Annotated in this window: 14 protein-coding genes; all 14 read right to left on the reverse strand. The window is 74.5% G+C overall.

The features are described from left to right. Nucleotide 1: 1 nt before the first annotated feature. Nucleotides 2-862: a hypothetical protein gene (locus OG295_RS06535; protein WP_371676000.1), complete on the reverse strand. Its 861-nt coding sequence runs from the start codon at nt 860-862 to the stop codon at nt 2-4. 34 nt (nt 863-896) lie between these two features. Next, complete coding sequence (locus OG295_RS06540) at nt 897-1,790, reverse strand: diiron oxygenase (RefSeq protein WP_266843426.1); 894 nt, start codon at nt 1,788-1,790, stop codon at nt 897-899. 54 nt (nt 1,791-1,844) lie between these two features. After that, nucleotides 1,845-2,891 carry a class I SAM-dependent methyltransferase gene (locus OG295_RS06545; RefSeq protein ID WP_371676001.1) on the reverse strand — a complete coding sequence of 349 codons (1,047 nt, stop codon included), beginning with the start codon at nt 2,889-2,891 and terminating at the stop codon, nt 1,845-1,847. After that, nucleotides 2,888-3,727 (reverse strand): class I SAM-dependent methyltransferase, encoded by an 840-nt coding sequence (locus tag OG295_RS06550; protein WP_371676002.1) that lies wholly within the window; start codon nt 3,725-3,727, stop codon nt 2,888-2,890. The genes OG295_RS06545 and OG295_RS06550 overlap by 4 nt, the downstream gene beginning before the upstream one ends. A 39-nt stretch (nt 3,728-3,766) precedes the next feature. Further along, a complete protein-coding gene (locus tag OG295_RS06555) occupies nt 3,767-4,282 on the reverse strand; it encodes a MaoC family dehydratase (protein WP_356225042.1) in 516 nt (171 codons plus the stop codon). Nucleotides 4,283-4,345: 63 nt separating this feature from the next. Further along, complete coding sequence (locus OG295_RS06560) at nt 4,346-5,536, reverse strand: PLP-dependent aspartate aminotransferase family protein (RefSeq protein ID WP_371676003.1); 1,191 nt, start codon at nt 5,534-5,536, stop codon at nt 4,346-4,348. A 109-nt stretch (nt 5,537-5,645) separates the two neighbouring features. After that, a complete protein-coding gene (locus OG295_RS06565; protein ID WP_371676004.1) occupies nt 5,646-7,091 on the reverse strand; it encodes an MFS transporter in 1,446 nt (481 codons plus the stop codon). 154 nt (nt 7,092-7,245) lie between these two features. Next, nucleotides 7,246-9,297 (reverse strand): elongation factor G, encoded by a 2,052-nt coding sequence (gene fusA, locus OG295_RS06570; RefSeq protein WP_371676005.1) that lies wholly within the window; start codon nt 9,295-9,297, stop codon nt 7,246-7,248. 437 nt (nt 9,298-9,734) lie between these two features. Continuing rightward, nucleotides 9,735-10,478, reverse strand: a complete 744-nt coding sequence (locus tag OG295_RS06575; protein ID WP_371676006.1) for a tyrosine-protein phosphatase — start codon at nt 10,476-10,478, stop codon at nt 9,735-9,737. Between the two features lie 45 nt (nt 10,479-10,523). Then, on the reverse strand, nt 10,524-14,510 hold the full coding sequence (locus OG295_RS06580; RefSeq protein WP_371676007.1) for an SAV_2336 N-terminal domain-related protein: 3,987 nt from the start codon (nt 14,508-14,510) through the stop codon (nt 10,524-10,526). Beyond that, nucleotides 14,507-15,574 (reverse strand): AAA family ATPase, encoded by a 1,068-nt coding sequence (locus OG295_RS06585; RefSeq protein WP_371676008.1) that lies wholly within the window; start codon nt 15,572-15,574, stop codon nt 14,507-14,509. Before OG295_RS06585 ends, OG295_RS06580 begins: the two co-directional genes overlap by 4 nt. 50 nt (nt 15,575-15,624) lie before the next feature. Beyond that, nucleotides 15,625-17,829, reverse strand: a complete 2,205-nt coding sequence (locus OG295_RS06590; protein WP_371676009.1) for a hypothetical protein — start codon at nt 17,827-17,829, stop codon at nt 15,625-15,627. Then, nucleotides 17,826-19,208, reverse strand: coding sequence for a hypothetical protein (locus OG295_RS06595; protein WP_371676010.1), 1,383 nt, complete (start codon nt 19,206-19,208; stop codon nt 17,826-17,828). The genes OG295_RS06590 and OG295_RS06595 overlap by 4 nt, the downstream gene beginning before the upstream one ends. Nucleotides 19,209-19,310: 102 nt before the next feature. Further along, on the reverse strand, nt 19,311-19,670 hold the full coding sequence (locus tag OG295_RS06600; RefSeq protein ID WP_371676011.1) for a nuclear transport factor 2 family protein: 360 nt from the start codon (nt 19,668-19,670) through the stop codon (nt 19,311-19,313). Between the last annotated feature and the right edge of the window lie 146 nt (nt 19,671-19,816).

Genomic DNA, 19,816 nt, shown 5'->3' on the forward strand with positions numbered 1-19,816 from the left:
GTCAGATCGCCGGCCCGGCCGCGTTCGCCTTCAGGACCGCGGCGGTCGCCGCGCCCCAGCTGCCGTGGCGTCGGGTGAGCGCGGACAGCCAGCGCTCCAGGCCGAAGGCGACGCAGCTGGTGAAAGCCGGTCCCGCGCCGGAGGCGAGGGGGATGTCGCACCGGTCGCCGAAGAAGTTGCGGTGGGTGTTGACGGAGGCGATCGCGAGGTCCTCGTACAGGAACTCGTGCTTGACCGGGGTCAGGCGTTGCAGGACGGCCTTGGAGCTGCCCTTGTCGAAGAACGGGTCGCAGGCGGCCTCGCGGCGCAGCGGCAGGTCGAGGGCCTCGGCGAAGGAGTTGATCCGGGTGGTGAAGGAGGCCAGGTGTGCCTCGGCGTGTTCCCGGGTGCCGATGGCGACGATCTCCCGCATCCGGAAGCCGAGCTGGCGGCGCAGGCCTTCGTAGCGCTCCTCCTTGCGGAAGCACCAGCCGACCACGGTGACGAGTTCGTCGTCGTCGGCCGGGCGCCCCTGGTGGTCGATGTAGACGGCGTAGCAGGACGCCGAGGGGAGTCCGAGGGCCGCGGGCTCCAGCGCTTCGCAGGGGAAGCAGCCGGTGTCGGTACAGAACTCGCTGCTCCCGCGGACGTCCAGGTTCAGCGGGGCGGCGACGACGGCCTGGTGGGGAAAGTTGTCGTAGTAGTCGAGCCGGGCCAGGTCCGCGGCGGGCAGCAGCGGGGGCATGGTCATCGGCCGGGCGCCCGCGCTCACGCCCCAGTGCTCGAAGGTGTCGTCGAGCAGTCTCAGCAGGGCGGTTCCTTCGGGGCCGAGGGACGGCAGGCCCTTGGTGTCACCGGGGCTCGCGGTGGTCGTGATGGTCATGGGGGGGTCACCTCTCGGACGGCGGTCGGCCCTCTCAGACGACGGGCAGGGTGTCGTCCGTGAAGATCCCGGTCTTCAGGAAGAAGCCGAGGGGCTTGCGGATGGTCTTGCGCTCGAAGGGGCGGCGGCGTTCGTCGGCGACCAGCGCGTTGCGCAGGGCGATCGGGTCGGCGATGCCGGCGTCGCGGTAGACGTGCGGGTTGTAGAGGGAGTTGACGCTGTAGACCACGTACCGCTTGAGGTAGGCCTCGACCTCGGCGAGCCGGGCGGCGGGGACGGCCTCGCGCATCCGGGTGAAGAGCAGGGACACCAGTTCGCGGCCGAAGGCGATGTGCCGGGACTCGTCCTGGTGGTGGATGCGGTTGACCTCGCGGATGGTGTGGCACAGCGATTCGTCGCGCGCCATCCGGGTGTTGTAGTGGTCGACGAGTTCCTCGAAGAACAGGATGCGGGCGAAGACGAGGAAGTTCTCCACCTCCGGCTCCCAGGCGGAGTCGGCGCGCAGGGCCGTGGAGCCGTAGATCTTGTCTCCGTAGCGGCGGCAGAACTCGGCGAAGAACCACATGTGCTCGTTCTCCTCACCGATGAAGTGGTGGAAGAAGTCGGAGGGCACCTCGAAGCCGGGCATGTGGATCCGGCCGACCACCTCGATGAGCAGTTCGCGGATGCCGTGCACGTTGAGGCTGTAGAAGTTGATGCTCTCCCACTTGGAGAGGCGCTGGATGGTCTCCTCGCCGAGTTCGTCGTAGAACGGGGTTCCGTAGACGGTGAGCAGCTCGGGGGTCATCCACATCCGGCCCTCTTCGAGCTTCTCGGGCCACTGGAACTGCTGGTAGGGGTTGTAGTACTCCTCGATGGAGCGGGAGCTCAGCCGCTCCAGGACCTCCAGGAACCGGTCGGTGACCGGCAGGGGGGCGCTGACGCCCATGGTGGCTCTCCTCGGTGTGTGGTGGGGCGGCGGGCGCGTGGGGGCCGCGGTCCCTTACGGCCGGACCTCGTAGACCGCGTTGACGGGGGTCTCGGTCGCCCGGCGCCAGCGGGTGAATCCGGCCTCTTCGGCGATGCCCCGGAAGGCCTGCTCGCCGGAGTGGTTGCCGAGGGCGTGGGGGCCGCGCTGGGCGACGGCCACGGGCAGGCACATCACCGCGGACAGCGCCATGAACATGCGGGCGGCCGGGGTCTGGGTGTCGATGTCGGCGGGCGACACGTTCGACTCGACGAGCATCCAGGTGCCGTCCGCGTCCAGGGACTTGTGGACGTGGCGGGCGGCGGCGACCGGATCGCCCATGTCGTGCAGGGCGTTGAAGAAGGTCACCAGGTCGTAGCCGGAGCCGGGGTAGTCGTCGGCGGCGGCGACGTCGAAGACGACGCGGTCGGAGAGCCCGGCCTCCTCGGCGAGCCGGCGGGCGAGGGAGATGGCCTCTTCGGAGTAGTCGAAGCCGTGGACGGTGGCCTGCGGGAAGGCCTTCGCGATCAGCAGGGTGGTGTGGCCGACGCCGCAGCCCACGTCGGCGACGGTGCCGCCGGCGGCGAGCTTGCCGGTGACCCCGGTGAGGGCGGGCAGCCAGTCGGGGACGAGCCGGTGCTCGTAGGTGGGCTGGAAGAAGCTGCCCATGCCGGTGTCCAGGGCCGGGTCGTGCTCGGCCCAGCCCACGCCGTCGCCGCTGCGGTACGCGTCGACGAGCAGGTCCTCGGTGCCGTAGAGCGCCTTGAGGGCGGTGAAGAACCCGGCGGCGTAGGTGACGGCGTTCGGGTCGGCGAGCACGGGGGCGTGGTCGGCGGGCAGCGCGTACGCGTCCGTCTCCGGGTCGCGCTCGACGTACCCGGCGCTCAGCTGGGCGTGCAGCCACTCCTCGGCGTAGCGGGGGTGGATCCCGGCGCGCGCGGCGAGGGCGGCCGGGGTGAGCGGGCCGGTCTCGGCGAGGGCCCGGTAGAGGCCGAGGCGCTCGCCGAGGGCGACGGTGAGGCCGCGGACGGCGGCGCCGGCGTCGGCGATGACGCGCTGGTGGAAGTCGTGGGTGCCGGTCATGCCGCTCTCACCTCTGCGGTAGGGAGGTCACAGGTGAACAGGAAGGAACGGGGCACGCGCGGGACGGCGCGCGCGGGGACGGGGTACGGCCAGCGGCCGAAGTCGGCGCCCGCCTCCCCCGGCTGGCGGACCTCCCGTACGTCCCAGCCGCATTCGGCGAGGAGCTCCTCGGGGGTCTCCGTGCCGAACAGCCACGGGTTCCCGTCCTCCTTGAGGCAGTTCAGGAAGGGCCGGGACAGCGGGTTCTCCAGCGCGGACCTGCTGATGACGTCGCCGAGCAGGACGGACCCGGGCGCGGAGTGTCCGGCGAGGGTCGTGATCAGGTGGCGTACGGCCTGCTCGGGAAGGAAGAACAGGAGGCCCTCGACGACCCACAGGACCGGCTCGTCCCGGCGCCAGCCGGCGTCCTGCAGCGGGCCCGTCCAGTCCTCGGTGAGGTCGACGGGGACGGTGACGCGGGTGCGTCCGGCCGGGGCCGGTTCCCCGGCGAGCATCTCCGCCTTGGCCTCCAGGAGGGCGGGGCGGTCGAGTTCGTAGACGGTGACGCCGTCGGGCCAGGGGAGCCGGTAGAAGCGGGTGTCCATGCCGGCGGCGAGGAACACGACCTGGCGGATGCCGTGGTCCTCGACTGCGCGGACGACCGCCCGGTCGAGGTAGGTGGTGCGGATGGCGAGGAACGGTACGGTTCCGGCGCCCGCGTAGCGCTCCAGCAGTTCGAAGCCGATGGTGTCGGCGACGGTGCGCGCGTACGGATCGGCGAACAGCCGGTCCTCGCGGTCGGTCTCCAGGGCCCGCGCTGCGGCGGTCCACTGGGCGGTGCGGGATACGGCCTCCACGGGAGGTCTCCCTTCACTTCGGTGGACGGGGGGGGTGGTTCAGGCCAGGCTGCGGACGCGGACGACGGGGTCCTGGGCGGCGCACGTCGACGCGGGGTGCGCGGCGTCGGACTCGGCGGGCCGTCTCTTGAAGATGCTGTGCAGGACCATGCTGAAGACGACGTTCCCGTCGCCGTCCACCAGCGTGCACTTGGGCTGGACGACGCCGGTGGACGGGTTGAACGGCGAGGGGCGGGAGCCGAGGACCTCGACGCGTGCCGTGAGGACGTCCCCGGGGCGCACCGGCCGCAGGTAGCGGATCTCGTCGACGCCCGGGGAGCCGGTACAGGCGCTGTAGGCGAGCAGTCCGTCGACGTAGCGCCGCATGAACATGGAGGCGCTGTGCCAGCCGCTGGCGATCAGGCCGCCGAACGGTGACTGCGCGGCGAGGTCCGGGTCCGTGTGGAAGGGCTGCGGGTCGAAGCGCCTGCCGAAGTCCAGCACCTCCTCCGCCGTGACGGTGATGGTGCCCAGCTCGTGCACGTCACCGGTCCGGAAGTCCTCGAAGTAGCGCATCACGCGCCCCCCTTGACGTAGAGGAGTGTTTCTCTGGCGTGAACCAATCTACGAATCTGCCGATTATTTTGTCAACCCAAAAGAAGACCGCAGTGCCTGTTCTATGTCCCGCCACAGGTCCTCGGGGTCCTCGATGCCCACCGACATCCGCACCAGCCCCGCGCCGATGCCCGCACGCGCCAACGCCCCCTCGTCCAGCTCCCGGTGGGAGGTGGAGGCCGGATGCGTCACGAGCGTCTCCACACCGCCCAGGGAAAGGGCGAGCCGCGCCACCCGCACGCCCTCGACGAAGGCCCGGCCGGCCTCCCGGCCGCCGTCCAGCTCGAACGAGAGCATCCCGCCGCCACCGGAGAGCACCGTGCGGGCGAGGGCGTGGGAGGGGTGCGTTCCCAGCCACGGCCAGTGGACGGCCGCCACGGCCGGATGGCCGGCCAGCCGCTCGGCGAGCAGGCCCGCGTTGGCGCAGTGCTCGCGCATCCGCAGGGGCAGCGTGGCGATCCCGCGCAGGGTCAGCCAGGCGGCGAACGGGTCCGCGCTCGCGCCGAGTTCGACCGTGCGCGGCCACACCGCGCGGCGCAGGGCGTCGTCGGCGAAGACGGCCGCGCCGCCCAGTACGTCGGAGTGCCCGGCGAGGTACTTGGTCGTGGAGTGCAGCACGATGTCGGCGCCGAGCTCGACGGGGCGGCACAGGACGGGCGAGGCCAGGGAGTTGTCCACGGCGCCGATCACGCCGCGGCGGCGGGCCGCCGCCAGCAGTCCGGGCAGGTCCGGCACCTGGCCGGTGGGGTTGGCGATGGTCTCCAGCAGGAGCAGCCGGGTGCGCGGCCCGGCGAGCGCCTCGAACTCCCCCACGTCGTCGCCGCCGATGTACGCGACCTCGATCCCGTAGCGCTCGGCGAGGTCGGTCAGCGCCGCGTACGTCCCCCCGTAGAGGCACCGCTGCGCGATCACCCGGTCGCCGGGGCGCAGCAGTGCGAGCAGTACGCCGCTGATCGCGCCCATGCCGGAGGCGAAGGCGATGGCGGAGGCCCCGCCCTCCAGGTCGGCGAGGGTCCGCTCCAGGGCGCGTACGGTCGGATTGCCGCGACGGCCGTAGACGTACGGGCCGTCGGGGCCGGCCATGGCCCCCGCCAGTTCGTCGGCGGAGTCGAAGGCGAAGGCGGACGACTGCACGAGCGGCACGGACAGCGGGCGGCTCGTGGTGGCGGGCGGCTCGTGGACCACGTGCACGGCCCGGGTGCGGATGTCCTTCATCGGGTTCTCCCTGTCGTTCGTCCTGCGGATCCGGATGCGGAAAAGGGGTCGCCCGACGTCCGGAAGGACGTCGGGCGACCCCTGGGCGCGCGCGGGGCGACCCCGTACGTCACACCCCTGCCGTCTCGCCGCGCGGCGCCGGGGCGTCGGCGGCCGGGGCGGCGGCAGCGGCGGACTTGTCGCTCTTCATCACGAGGAACGTGATCACCGCACCGGCGGCCGCGATCACGGCGGCGCCGAGGAACGCGGCACTGAAGCCGTCGGTGAGGGCGGGCAGGTCGCCCAGCTCACCGGCGCCCTGGGTGGTGGCGAGGGCGGTCAGGGCGGCGAGGCCGAGGGCGGAGCCCACGTTGTAGGTGGTGTTGACGATGCCGGAGGCCAGGCCGGCCTGCTCCTGCGGAGCGCCGGACATCGCGGCCATCATCGCCGGGATGTAGGCGAGCGCCATGCCGAGCGCGGCGACCAGCGAGGCCGGCAGGACGTCGACGAGGAAGGTGCCGGTCGGCTCGACCGCGGAGAGCCAGACCAGGCCGGCGGCGAGGACCAGCAGGCCGCCCGCGATCAGCGGCTTGGCGCCGAAGCGGCCCATGAGGCGCGCGGTGATCGCCGTCATGAAGATCATCAGCAGGATGGTCATGGGGAGCAGCGCCGCGCCGGAGGCGAAGGCGCCGTAGTCCAGGACCTGCTGGAGGTAGAGGTTGAGGAAGTACCACATCGGGATCCAGGCGGCCCCCAGCAGCGTCATCGCCAGGTTGGCGGAGCCGAGCCGCGGGATCCGCCAGACGCCGAGCGGCATGAGGGGCTCGCGGACGGTCTTCTGGATCACGAAGAACAGGGCGAGCAGGACGACGGCGCCGATCAGTTCGAGCACGGTCGCGGTCGCGCCCCAGCCCACCTCGGGCGCCCGGACGACGGCGAAGACGGCGAGCGCGAGCCCGGCGGTGACGGCGACGGCGCCGAGGACGTCCACGGAACCGCGGCGGGCCTGGACGGCGGGCAGCAGCCTGGTGGCGGCGAGGGTCGCGAGGCCGATCGGCACGTAGATGATGAAGACCCAGGGCCAGCTCATCCACTCGGTGAACACACCGCCGAGGAACACGCCGGCGGTACCGCCGGCGGGCGCGGCGGCGCCGTAGAGGGCCATCGCCTTGCCGAGTTCCTTCGGGTTGTGCCCGAAGAGCATCATCAGCAGGGTCATGGCGGACGGCGCGATCAGCGCACCGCCGACGCCCTGCACGGCCCGGCCGGCGATCTCGACGGCCGCGCTCTGCGCGGCGGCGGCCAGCACCGATCCGACGACCATGGTGACCCATCCGGCGGCGAAGACCCTGCGGGCGCCGAACAGGTCGGAGAGCCGGCCGCCGAGCAGGAGTAACCCGCCGAAGACGATCACATAGGCGTTGAAGACCCACTGGAGCTCGCCCTGCGAGAAGCCGAGGTCCTTCTGCATCTCGGGGAGCGCGACTCCGATGATGGACGTGTCCATGATCACCATGAACTGCGCGGTGGCAAGCACGCCAAGTGCCCACCAGCGCCGGGGATTGACGGTTGACATTGCCCTGACCCTCCTCTGCCATATACCCCTGGGGGGTACCTTCGCGTAGCAACGTAGCATACCCATGGGGGGTATGTAAGAGAGAGTTCCGGGCGGCCCGGACAGCCCGCGGACCCCCGCCGGCCGCGGCCGGCGGGGGTCCTGGGAGCGGGGGTCAGCGGGGGGCCGGGGCCAGGCCCGCCGGGCGGGTGGTGAACGTGCCGCGGCCCTGGGTGCGGCCGCGCAGGCGCGACGCGTAGCCGAAGAGCTCGGCCAGCGGCACCGTCGCCGTGATCACCGCGGTGCCCGCCCCGGTCGTGGAGCCCGAGACCCGGCCGCGGCGGGCCGCGAGGTCGCCCAGCACCCCCCCGACGGCGTCGTCCGGCAGGGTCACCGTGACCTCCACGACGGGCTCCAGCAGTTCGAGCGTGCTCGCGCGCAGGGCCTCGCGCAGGGCGAAGCGGCCCGCCGCCCGGAACGCCATCTCCGAGGAGTCCTTGGAGTGGGTCGCCCCGTCCGTGAGGACCACCCGCAGCCCCGTCACCGGGTGCCCGCCGAGCGGCCCCTCGGCCAGGGCGTCACGGCAGCCCGCCTCCACGGCGCGCGCGTACTCCTGGGGTACCCGGCCGCCGACCACCGTCGAACGGAACTCGAAGCCCGCCTCCTCCCACGGCTCGACGTCGATGACGACGTGCGCGAACTGGCCCGCGCCACCGTCCTGTTTGACGTGCCGGTGGACGAAACCGGTCACCCCGCCCACCACCGTCTCCCGGTACGAGACCTGCGGACGGCCGACGTCCACCTCCACCCCCCGGTCCCGGCGGATCTTCTCCACCGCGACCTCCAGGTGGAGTTCGCCCATCCCCGACAGCACCGTCTGACCGGTCTCCGCGTCCGTGCGCACGACCAGCGAGGGGTCCTCCTCGACGAGACGTGCCAGCGCGGACGCGAGCCGGCCGGTGTCGGTGCCGCGGCGCGCCTCGACCGCCACCGACACCACCGGTTCCGCCACCGAGGGCGGTTCCAGCAGCAGCGGCGCCGCGGGCGCGCACAGGGTCGTGCCCGCGCCGGCGGTCTTGAGCCCGATCACGGCGACGATGTCACCGGCGGTCGCCTCCTCCCGTTCCTCGTGCCGGTCGGCCTGTACCCGCAGGATCCGGCCGACACGTTCCGTGCGGCCCGACGCCGGATCGCGCACCGGGTCGCCCTTGCGGAGGGTGCCCGCGTAGACCCGCAGGTAGGTGAGGCGTCCGGTCGCGGTCGCCGTCACCTTGAAGGCGAGGGCGGCGAACGGCGCCGCCGGGTCGCAGGCGCGCTCCAGCTCGGTGCCGTCCGGTGCCGTGCCGCGCACCGGTGGCATGTCGGACGGCGCCGGCAGGTAGTCCCGTACGGCGTCCAGCAGCGGCTCGATCCCGCGGTTGCGGTACGCCGAACCGCACAGCACCACCACGGCCTCCCGCGCGAGGGTCAGCTCGCGCAGGGCCCGCGCCAGGGTCCCCTCGGTCAGCGCCGAAGCCGCACAGAACTCCTCCAGGGCCTCCGGATGGAGTTCCGCGACCGTCTCCTCCAGGATCCGGCGGCGCCGTACGGCCTCCTCGCGCAGCGGCTCCGGGACCGGCTCGACCGCGTAGCCGCCGTCGCCCGGACGCCAGAGCAGCGCACGCATGCGCAGCAGGTCGACGACACCGGTGAAGGCGTCCTCGCGCCCGACGGGCAGCTGGACGACCAGGGGCACGGCCCCCAGCCGGTCGCGGATCGAGGCGACGGCCGCGTCGAGGTCGGCGCCCGCCCGGTCCAGCTTGTTGACGAACGCGATCCGCGGGACGCCGTGCCGGTCGGCCTGCCGCCAGACGGACTCGCTCTGCGGCTCGACGCCCGCGACGGCGTCGAACACCGCGACCGCCCCGTCCAGCACCCGCAGGGAACGCTCGACCTCGTCGGCGAAGTCGACGTGGCCGGGGGTGTCGATCAGGTTGACGCGGTGTCCGCCCCAGGCGCAGCTGACGGCCGCGGCGAAGATGGTGATGCCCCGGTCCCGTTCCTGGGCGTCGAAGTCGGTGACGGTCGTGCCGTCGTGGACCTCGCCCCGCTTGTGGATGGCGCCGGTCGCGAACAGGATCCGCTCGGTGAGGGTGGTCTTGCCCGCGTCGACGTGGGCGAGGATCCCCAGGTTGCGGACGGTGTCGAGGACGCTGGGGGTGGGGGTGTGGGGACGGACGGTGCGCATGGCCCGTGGCCTTTCGGATGCGTGAAGAGGTCGTGCGGGGGCGGCGCGATTGCCCGGCGCGGGGTCCACCGGCCCGCGGCCCCGCGCACCGGTCCGGGCGCCGCCCGGCGGCCCGGAAGGGCGCGGGGCGGAGCGGGACGGAGCAGGGCGGGGCGGGGGGAACGGGGACCGAAGACGCGTCGGGGGCGTACGGTGACGGCCGCGCAGCCGTTACCGCGCGCTGCGGGACACCAGGATCACGTCGTACCGGGACGGGGGAACACAGACGGCGGTGCGGTGCGTGCGCATGGCCCGGTTCCCCTTCTCTTCACTCGGCAAGGCTGACGCGGCGCCCTGTCGGCGGCGCGTGGGGCGAGTCTACGGACGGCGCCGGGCGCGGGGCACGCGAATTTCCGCGCGGGACCCCGCCGCACGGCCCCGCCCGGGGTGGGCCGACGTCACGTCAGGAGGCGTTCCCGCAGGCGGGAGACGGTGTCCGGGGTGATGCCGACGGGGCCGGTGAGGTAGGCGAGCGGGGAGCCGTAGCGGGCGGTGAGGTCGGCCAGGACCAGGGACATGACCGTCGCCGGGGCGCGCCCGTACGCGGGCCAGCGCATGGTGCGGCCCGGGTTGGCGGCGTGCCAGTCCGCGGTGAGGCGTTCGGTGGCCAGCTCGGTGAGGGCGAAGTCGGCCAGGACCTCCTCCTCGGGGACGTCCAGGAGGGTCAGGACGAGCGCGGCGATCAGGCCGGTGCGGTCCTTGCCGGAGGTGCAGTGGAAGACGGTGGGCCCGGGGCCGGCGGCGATCAGCTCGATGGTCCGCCGGATCTCCTCGACCCCGTCCTCGGCCACCTCCGCGAACCGGTCGGCGAGGTAGCGCCAGGGGTCGAGGGCGGGGTCGATCTCGGCCTGGTCGTAGGGCCGGTGCTCGATGCTGAGGTTGGCGTACGTGAACCGCTCGGGCTGCGGTATCCGGCCCTTGGCCTCGATCTCCCACGGGTAGCGCAGGTCGATGACGGTGCGGATGCCGAGGTCGAGGAACCGGTCCCAGTCGGGGCCCTGGAGCTTGCCGAGGGAGTCGGCCCGGTAGAGGACGCCCCAGGCGAGGGCGCGGCCGTCGGCGGCACGGTAGCCGCCGAGGTCGCGGAAGTTGTGCAGGCGGTCGAAGGGGACGTGGCGGCGGGTGGGGGTGGCGGGCGGCAAGAGTGACTCCTGTGTGGCGTGGGGCAGTTGTGCACTCAGGATGCCTCAGCCACCGCCCTGATCGGCGGGACGCGGCGCGGCGATCTCCCAGACCCCGTCCGACTGGGTCGCTGACCACCCGGGCGGCAGCTCCGGAGGATGGGCGAGGTCGACCCCGATGAGGGAGACCGGCCCGCCGAAGGCGGCGGGCCTGAGATCGAGGGCCTCCGCGAAGACCCCGGCTTCGAGGGTCAGCGGGCCGTGGAAGGCGGCGCCTTCGAACGTGGTGCCCGATGCGAAGAGGACGTCCTCGAAGAGCGCCGACCCCTGGAAGACCGTGTCGCCGAAGCTCGCGCCTCCGCCCTCGACCCGCGTCAGCCGCCAGCGGAATTCGCCGCAGAACGTGACGTGGTCGCAGGAGACCCCCTGGCGCAGGCCGAGGTCCTTGAAGGTGGCCGAACCCAGGAAGACCGCATGAGCGAAGATCGCCGGGTCGTGGAAGTCACAGGAGGAGAAGGTCGCTTCGCCCTCGAAGGCGCCGTGCGTGAAGGACGCCGGACCCTCGAACCGGGCGTTCGCGAAGACCACGGCGCCGCGGCACGTGACGTGCTCGAAGACCAGTGCGCGGAACCGCGTCCCGATGGCCGACAGTTCGCCTTCCCACACCGTGCGCGCGAAGGACACCGGGCGGGCGAAGACCGACGTCCCCAGGTCGGCGGGGCCCTGGAACACCATCCCGGTGAAGTCCGCGTCCTCCTGCGCCAGCATGCCGCCCAACCGTGCGGGCCCTTCCGCGACGGCGTCCCGGAAGGAGACCCCCCGAGCCCATTCGGCGGACGTGAAGTCCGCCTCGCGGAGGAAGACCACACGCCCGAAGTCGGCCGTGTCCGAGAAGCGGCTCGTGCCGAAGGCCGCCCGTTCCTCGAACGCGGCGCCGCGGAAGGAGGTTCGGCCGTGGAAATCGGTTCCGTAGAAGCGGGCCTCGCCCGCGAACACGGCCCGGGCGAAGTCCGCGTACCCTTCGAAGCCGGCTCGCTCCGCCTCCCAGCCGTCCTCGAAGACCGCGCCGGTGAACGCGGCCGGGCCCAGCCGCACCCGCCCCGTGTCACGGTCGCGCACCACCTCCAGCAGCCGGTCGAGGAGACCGCCCGCGAACAGGGTGCCGCGGAAGTCGACCGACGAACCGGGACCCAGGGTGCCCAGGTAGGCGTTCAGGGCCGCGGGCGGGAGGTGGGCCAGGCAGCAGGCGTGGCCGGGGATCAGGACGCCCGCGCAGCCGGACGGCCGCCCGGGCGAGGCACCGAGGCCGCAGCGGGGCCAGTTGTCCGTCTCGCTCCGGGCGTCCTCTGCCTCCGTCACCAGTTCCGCCAGCTCCGCGGGGGCTCCGTGGTACAGCCACCCGACGGCACCGCTCGCGAGCGGTTCCAGGTCGCGCAGCGCTCTCGTGCCGAGCAGCTCGGCGAGGTGTTCGTGCAGGTACGGGGAAAGGGTGAGGAGGACGTGATCGGCGGGTGCCCCCCGCAGGTGCGTGAGGACGGCCTCGTGCCCGAGCAGCCCGTCGACGTCCTTCACGGGACGGTAGGCGCCCCCGATGTCCAGGGCCACCGTGAGGTGCGGGACGGCGCCCTCGGGCCAGGACTCTCCGCCCGGGGCCACGACCCCGGGCAGTTCGGCCAGCAGCCGTCCGGCCTGGGCGAGGGCGCCGGGCGCTTCGAGGAGAACGCTGACGGTCTGTTCCTTGTCCTGGCGGCCGAAGCGCCCGGTCACCGCGGCCCGCGTCATCATCCGGGTGAGGAGGCCGGTCAGCTGCCGGCGGGCGGAGGGGCCGTGCGGGTGGATCCCGTCGCCCGCCCGCACGGTCAGGGCGACCCGGAATCCCGGGTCGCGGTTACCGGTCGGCAGCCGGCCGGAGCCCAGCGCCGCCCGGAACCCCTCCTCTTCCAGCAGGGTGGTTGCCGCCAGGAACACCATGCGGTCGGGCAGGACCGTGTGGACGACGCCCACGAGCTGCCCGTCGCAGGACACGGGGCCGCCCCGGAAGTGCGTCCAGTCACCCGGTTCGGCCGACAGCCGGACGATCTCGCCGTTGCGGGCGCCCCCGTCGGCGGCCACCTCTCCCCTCAGCGCCACGGCGACGCCCTGCTCGGTGACTCCGTCGACGACCGCCCCGCCCGGGCCGCCGGACCAGCCCGGCGGCGGCAGGGTCTCCGGGTCCGCGAGGTCCTCCTCGCCCTCCAGCAGGAGCACCCGGGGTGTCGCCTCGTCCCACCACACGGGCCGGCAGGCGACCTCGCGGCCCCCCGCGCGGACCCGGGCCAGGGTCTCCCCCGGCCTCGGCACCTCCGCGGCGGTGAGCACCAGTCGGGGACCGAGGAGGGTACCGACCTCGCGGTACTCCGGGGAAGGATCGAACCGGACCCGGACCACGCGGTGCGCCAACCCGTGTTCCGTTTCGCGCCGTCGCGGTTCGGCGAGCCGCGGCCCGGGGCGCTCCGCCTCCGGGCGTTCCGCGAAGGGCAGGGCCGTGTCGGGGACGCGGCGGCGGCCCTCGGTGCCGTCCGTGACGCGGGTCGCGGAGAAGTCGGGGCCGGTGCCGCGGTGGCGGGAGAGGTACTCCCAGACCCGGCGGCGCACGAGTTCGCGTACGGCGGCCACGTCCCCGCGCAGCTGGGACCCGAGGAGGACGTCCCGTACGCCCGGCAGGAACTCGAACTCGGCGTCCTCCGGCCCGTCTTGCCCGTCCCAGGGGGCGAAGAGCCCGCCCAGGGCCACCTCTGCCAGGTGTCCGTGTTCGGAGCCGACTGCCAGGGAGCGCCGGACGAGGGTCATCACGGGGAGGGTGAGCGGTACGGCGGCGAGGTGCGCGGCGAGCTGCTGGGCGGTCGGGGACGCGGTGGCCCGGAAGCGTTCCACGGCCTCCAGGGCCGTGAGGCCGGCGGCCGGGGCGGCGGCGGGCGGCGGCGCGGAGTCGAGGCGCAGGCAGGCCAGGCGGCGCCAGCGCCCGTCCCCGGACACCACCCGCACGAGCCGGGCCAGGCTCCCGGAGGCGATCCCGACGACGGGGACGACGGGGCCGCCGCCCCGGGCCCGCCGGGCGGCCGGGACCCGCTGCCAGGAGCGGGTGGCGGCGGCGGGGCGGTCGCAGCGGACGGCGAAGGGGACGGGCCGCACGGCGCCGCGGTTCCACAGCCGTTCGGGCAGCACGTTGAGCACGGCCACGGCGTTGTGGGTGCTCCAGTGCCGCAGGACAGCGCGCAGCGGAGCCTCCCGCCAGCCGTCCGCGACGGTGTCGGAAACGACGAGGATGAGCCGTCGGCCGGCCGGGTCGACGAGTTCGAGGGGGTTGCGGGACGGTCCGCCGGGGCTCCGGCCGAGCACCGGGGTGCCGCCGGGTCCGGTGCCGTCGAGCCGCCAGGTGCGGACGTCGCGGAACACTCCGCTGCGGGTGAGGATCGCGCGCAGTTCGGCCACGAGGTCGGACCACAGCAGCATCGAGTGGTGGGTGTCGACGACGAGGGCCAGGTCCAGCCAGCGGCTCTCGGCGGGGCGCAGCACGGGGGTGGGGACCATGCACTCGATGCTGCGTTCGACGGTGAGCTGTTCGTCGAGTTCCTCGCCGGGGCCGCCGATGGAGCGCCGTCCGACGGGCCGCAGGGAACGCATCAGCGCGAGCGGGTCGTCGAGGGAGGCGGTGCGCGGCAGCCGCAGGGGTACGCCGCGCCGTCCGCCCGTCCCGGGCCCCGCTCCGGCGGGCGGGGGTGCGGTGTCGGCCGGGGGCGCGGGCACGGTCGCGGGGTAGAGCCGGACGGCCCCGGCGCCCTCCGCTGCGGCGGGGTCGGGTACGGGGGCCGGGGCCCGCGGGGGCGGCGGCGGGTCGGGTTCCGCACGGGCCCCGGCGGACGGGCCGTCCTGCGGGCGGGTCGGTGGGGCGGCGGCGTCGACCCTGGCCGCCAGCCACAGGATGTCGGCGATCTCCTCCGCCCCGACGGTGGTGCGCGGCGCCGCGCCGTCCCCGGCGCCTTCGTCGAAGGCGGCGAGGAGCCTCTCGATCACGCGGTGGGCCCGGACAGGTGCTGCATCACGGTGGCCAGGAAGCGGTCCTGGTCGCCGGGCGCCGACCAGGCTCCGGCCAGGCGCAGCTGGATGGCGTTGAGGAGCTGGTCGGTGGCGAGGTCGCCGTCCTCGGCGCGCTCCAGGAAGCTCCGGACCAGGTCCTGGTACGGGGCCGATTCCTCGGAGTCGAGGTCGATGCCGAGCCGGCCGCGCACGATGCGGGCGAGCTTGCGCGGTCCGGGCGCGTCGAGGTGGAGGCGGACGCAGCGGCGCAGGAACGCGGGCGGGAAGTCCCGTTCCCCGTTGCTGGTGAGGACCACGACGGGGAAGTAGCCGCACTGGACGCGGCCCTGGGTGACGGCCACGGTGGCGTCCGGGTCGTCGTCCGTGCCGATGGCGACGGTGGGTTCCTCCTTGGCGAGGCGGGCCAGTTCGGGGATGGCGAACCCACCGTCCTCGAAGACGGTGAGGAGGTCTCCGGGCAGGTCGATGTCGCTCTTGTCGATCTCGTCGACGAGCAGCACGCGGGGCGTGCGCTGGGGCAGGAGGGCGGTGCCCAGCGGGCCGAGGCGCAGGTAGCGGGCGATGGAGGGGGCGGCGGGGGTCCGGGGTGCGGCCGGCGCGCCGGGGACGCGCACCTGTTCCAGTCCGGCCTCCTGGAGGCGGCCGATGGCGTCGTAGAGGTAGAGGCCGTCGCGCAGCACGGTGCGGCTGGTGATCGGCCAGTGCAGTACGGGGCCCAGGGCCAGGTCTGCGGCGATGCTGTAGGCGAGGGTGGACTTGCCGACGCCGGGCTTCCCGGTGATGAGCAGGGGCCGGCGCAGGTGGAGGGCGGTGTTGACCACGTCCTTCTCCGGCTCGTCGGGAACGTAGCCCTCGCCGCGGCGCCGGGTGCGCTCCCAGGCCCCGCCCGCGCACCCGGGCGGCCGGTAGTCCTCGTCGGGGACGCCGGGGAAGTCCCGCCAGGGCGGCGGCTTTCCGGCCTCCAGCCGGGCGCGGCGGTCCTCGGCGTCGCCCGCGCCCTGGTACAGCCACCAGTCCTTCGCCACTGCCTGTGCCTCCATCGTCGGTGTCGAGCGCTTCGGGGTCGGGTCGGGGTCGGGGTCGGGTCTCGTCAGGACAGCGGGCGGAGGTCGATCACGTCCTCGGGATCGTCCCACAACAGCACCAACCGGTCTGCCCCCTCCGCCTGTTGGCCGTCGGCGGCCGCCCGGCGCGCCTCCCGTACCCGGGCGGGCAGGGCGAACACGGCGGGGGCGCCCGGCCCGGCCTCCGGGGAGAGCAGGTCGGGCAGTCCCGGCACGGCGGGCGGTCCGGGCGGGGCAGGCGGTCCCACGGCGGGCGGCCCTCCGGCGGGTGCTCCCCCGCCGCGCCGCCAGACCGCGACGGGCACCCCGCCTTCGAGCAGGGCGTCCAGCAGGGCCGGCGTACGCCCAGCCGAGGTGTGCCCGAGGACGCAGGCGGGCGCCGGGTGGGCGCCCAGCCGCAGGCCGAGGGTGTCGGTGATCTCGGCGTCCTCCACCACCCGTACCGTGTCGGGGTGCCGGCCGCCCTGGGCGCACAGCCAGCGCCACGCGGTGCGCCATTCGGTCAGGGTGGTGTCCTCGCGCTCCTGGGGGCAGCGCACGGACACCTCGTAGAGGGTGCCGAGGGGGCGGGTGCGTGCGGCGGGTCCGCGCGGGACGGGCCACCGGTCGAACTCCGTCTCCAGCAGCTCGAACGGCACCTGGAACTCGATCCGCTCGACGCGCCGGTACGGCTGCCCGCACCGGGCACTACCGTCCGCCCCCGAGTCCGCTCCGAGCAGGGCGAGTTGGCGCACGAGGGCGGCGCGTACGGTGTCGAGCCCGACCGGTGCGTCCTCCGACTCCCAGACGAGCCGGTCCTGTTCACCGCGCAGCCACATGCGGGCCCGCAGGCCGTCCTCGCCGTCGTCCGGGGGCTCCAGCCTGACGTGCAGGGCCGTCCCCCGGGTGGCGGGGGCGGGCGGCGGGCGCAGGGCGGGCAGGGCGAGGCGCTCCCGGGCGGCCCGTACCCAGGCGGCGAGCCGGGCCGCCCAGACCGCGTCCCCGGCACCCGCGCCGGGGCGGCCGTCTCCGCCGGCGCGGCGGGCCCGGTCGGCGAGGTAGTGCACGAAGGGCACCGCGAGGGGCAGGCCCGCCGGGCCGCCCTGGCGCTGGTCGAGGTCCCAGACCACGTCGAGGAGGGTGTCGGCGGGGAGCCCGCCGTGCACCGGGGTGGTGCAGCCCGCGGCCCGGAAGGCCCACGCGTAGGCCTCGTAGGCGCAGCGCGGCAGCTCCCGGCCCTCGAAGAGTTCGCCGAGCCCGTCCCAGCCGGTCTGGTCGAGGCGGGTGGCGCGGGGCAGGGCGGGCCCGGGCGGGTCGTCGTCGAGGAACGAGCTCGCGTCCCAGTCCCGGTCGACGATGAACTGCGGCAGCTGCCAGCCCTCGCCGCGTCCGCGCAGTTCCCCGAAGCCGCGGTGGACGGCGCGGGCGGCGTGCGGGAGGCCGGTGACGCCTTCGCGTACGGACCGGTCGCCGAGTTCGGCGAGCAGCGCCTCGGTGAAGCGGCCCGCCCCGCGCTCGGCGTCGTTCTGCGCGGCCTCGCCCTCCCGGGAGGCGTAGAGGCGGAACTGGCGGCGCCCCGGGACGGTGGCGCCGCCGCCGTAGTCGGCGCTGCCGAAGTTCCAGCGGGTGTCGCGGGGCGCGTCGACCCGGCAGGCGTCCACCAGTGCGGCCTGGAGGGGGAACCGGCGGTGTTTGACGAGGTCGGTCTGCCACCAGCGCAGCGCGGAGTCGAGGTTGAGGTGGCGGATGCGGCCGGGGCGGGCGTCGGCGCAGGGCAGCATCAGCTGCCGGTGGCCGTCGAGGTAGCCGTGCCCGGCCCAGAAGATCCACAGCAGGTCGCCGTCGCACTGCGGGAGCTCATCGAGCAGCACGGTCTTCGCGTTCTCCTCGGTCGCGGGCCGGTACGTGTCCCTGAGCGCGGCCAGGCCGGGCGGGCCGGACCAGTCGAGGCGGTCGGGGTCGTCGAGCGGGGACAGCAGCAGCCGGACGTTGGCGGCGGGCACCTCGCCGGGCCCGGTCAGCCAGCGGGCGAATCGCAGGGCGTCGCGGGCGGGGCCGCGGAGGTTCCAGCGGTGGCTGACCTCGTACGTCTCCACCCCGGCGACGAGCGCGAAGGTGCGGCGGGGGCCGAGGGTGGACGGCAGGAGCCCGTCGTGGGCGGGGAGGGGGCGCCGGGGGGCGGGGTCCCGGGGGGCGGGGTCCCGGGGATCGGGGTCCCGGGGATCGGGGTCCCGGGGATCGGGGTGCGTCACCCGATCCCCGCCTCGGTCACCGCCTGTTCGATGCGCTCGTAGAGGGACCGCTGTTTCCAGTAGGCGCTGTGGCTGGCCGGGAAGGGCTGGCGGCTGCTGACCTCGTGGTCGGTGACCCGCGGATCTCCGGGGAAGACGGGCGCGGCGAGGTAGGAGAGCACGTCCTGGCGGTCGTAGACGTTGAGCCAGCGCGGGAAGCCGTACGGGAGCGCGCTGCCGGGGGCGAGGGCGGTGAGCGCACCGAGTTCGTGCAGGTACGGGGCTTGCGAGCCGACGGTGACCAGCAGTTCGGCGCCCGGCACGGGCCCGCCCGTGGCCGCCTCCAGGGCGAGCAGGTCCACCAGGGCGATCCCGCCGAGGCTGTGCCCGATCAGCACGGCCGGTCCCGGCGCGGCGGTGATCCGCTGGTGCAGGAAGGAGCGCAGGCCCGCGCCCCGGGCCTGGTAGCGCAGGATGTCGCCGAGGGCGGGGGTGGCGCCGACGGTGAGCGCTCCGCGCCGGGCGTTGAGCAGGGGCTGCGTGGTGACCCGCATCGCGAGGCGCCCGAGCACGGCGGCGGCGCGGGCGCCGGGCACGCGGGCGTCGCCTCCGAGGCGGGCGGTGAGCAGTTCCACGAGACGGTCCCGCTCGGCGGCGGTGCAGTCGGCGTCGGCTCCGGCCGCTGCCAGGGCGAGGGCGGCGGCGGTGACGGCCCGCGCGAGGGCGGTGGCCAGCTCCCGCGCCTGCGGCTCGGCCGTGGCCCGTTCCCCGGCACGGGCGGCCTCCTCGGACCGCGCGACCGTGTCCAGCGCCGTACGGAATCCGGGGGCGAGGCCGGTGCCGTGCAGGAGGGACGCCAGCTCGTCGGCGCCGGCCGTCCCGTCCGGTTCGGCGCAAGCCCCCGCCCCCGGACCCCCGGGACTCGCCGTGCGCCGGCCCGGTACGTCCGGGCGGTACGGCAGGTCCAGCCGGTCCAACCGGTCCAACCGGTCCAACCGGTCCAGCCGGTCCAGGACGCGGGCCCCGGAGGCCCGGATCCCGGGCATCGCGAAGGGGTCGTCTTCGCCCTCCGGGCCGCCGGATCCGCCCGCCGCGCGGGCGGTGTCCCAGCCCGCCTCCGCCAGGACCCGCAGCTCGCACAGCGGGTCGGCCAGCAGCAGGCCCCACTCGGCCACCTCGGCGGCGTCGGCGTCCTCGGCCCCGTCGCGCCCCGTGCGCAATCCCGGCACGGAGCGGCCGCCCGCACCGAGGGACGCGCCGAAGCGTTCGCCCCAGAAGCAGGATTCGACGGCCGCGCCGGGGAAGCGGGCCGTCAGCCCCTCCCGGACCAGCGCGAACAGCGCGTCGTGCCGCTCGCGCCGCACCCCCGTCCCGTGCACGAACAGAAATCGCATCGCCACGCCCGCCCCCTCGTCCGCTCTCCCCCGCCCGCACGATAGCGCCGAGCGGGCAAGAGGGCCCGGGGAACGCCGAGTTCGGCGCGGCTGCCTCAGCGGACGGCCTCAGCGGACGGCCTCGACGGCGGGCGAGGCGGCGGCCGGGTAGTAGCGGCGGCAGCCGCGCAGCATGCCCTCGGCGGACAGCGTGAACACGTCGACGAACTCGCACTGCTGCGGGGCCAGTCGTCCCATCGCGATCACGCAGTCGCCCTCGGCGACGATCCGGGTGATGTGGTGGCGCCGGGCGCCCGCACCCCCCGGACGCTCCAGGTCGGCACCGAGGGACAGGCCGGCGTGCAGGAGCGAGCCGTACCCGTCGAGGTCTCCGGTGTCGAGGTAGTGGTAGGCGAGGCGCACGTGGTCGACCCCGGAGTCGGTGACGACCCGGCTGGGCGTCAGCCGCCCGGCGTACCGACTGTTCATGGAGGGTCCCTTCGAACGGCCGCACCCCCTTCGGGTGCCGACGTCCCCACGGTCCTGCGGACCCGCAACTCCCGGCTATCCCGGGCCTATCGCGTTCACCACCACGCAATCTCCACACCATGGACAACCGGAGAGGTGTTCGGGGA

Source organism: Streptomyces sp. NBC_01276 (assembly GCF_041435355.1).
Lineage (GTDB): Bacteria > Actinomycetota > Actinomycetes > Streptomycetales > Streptomycetaceae > Streptomyces.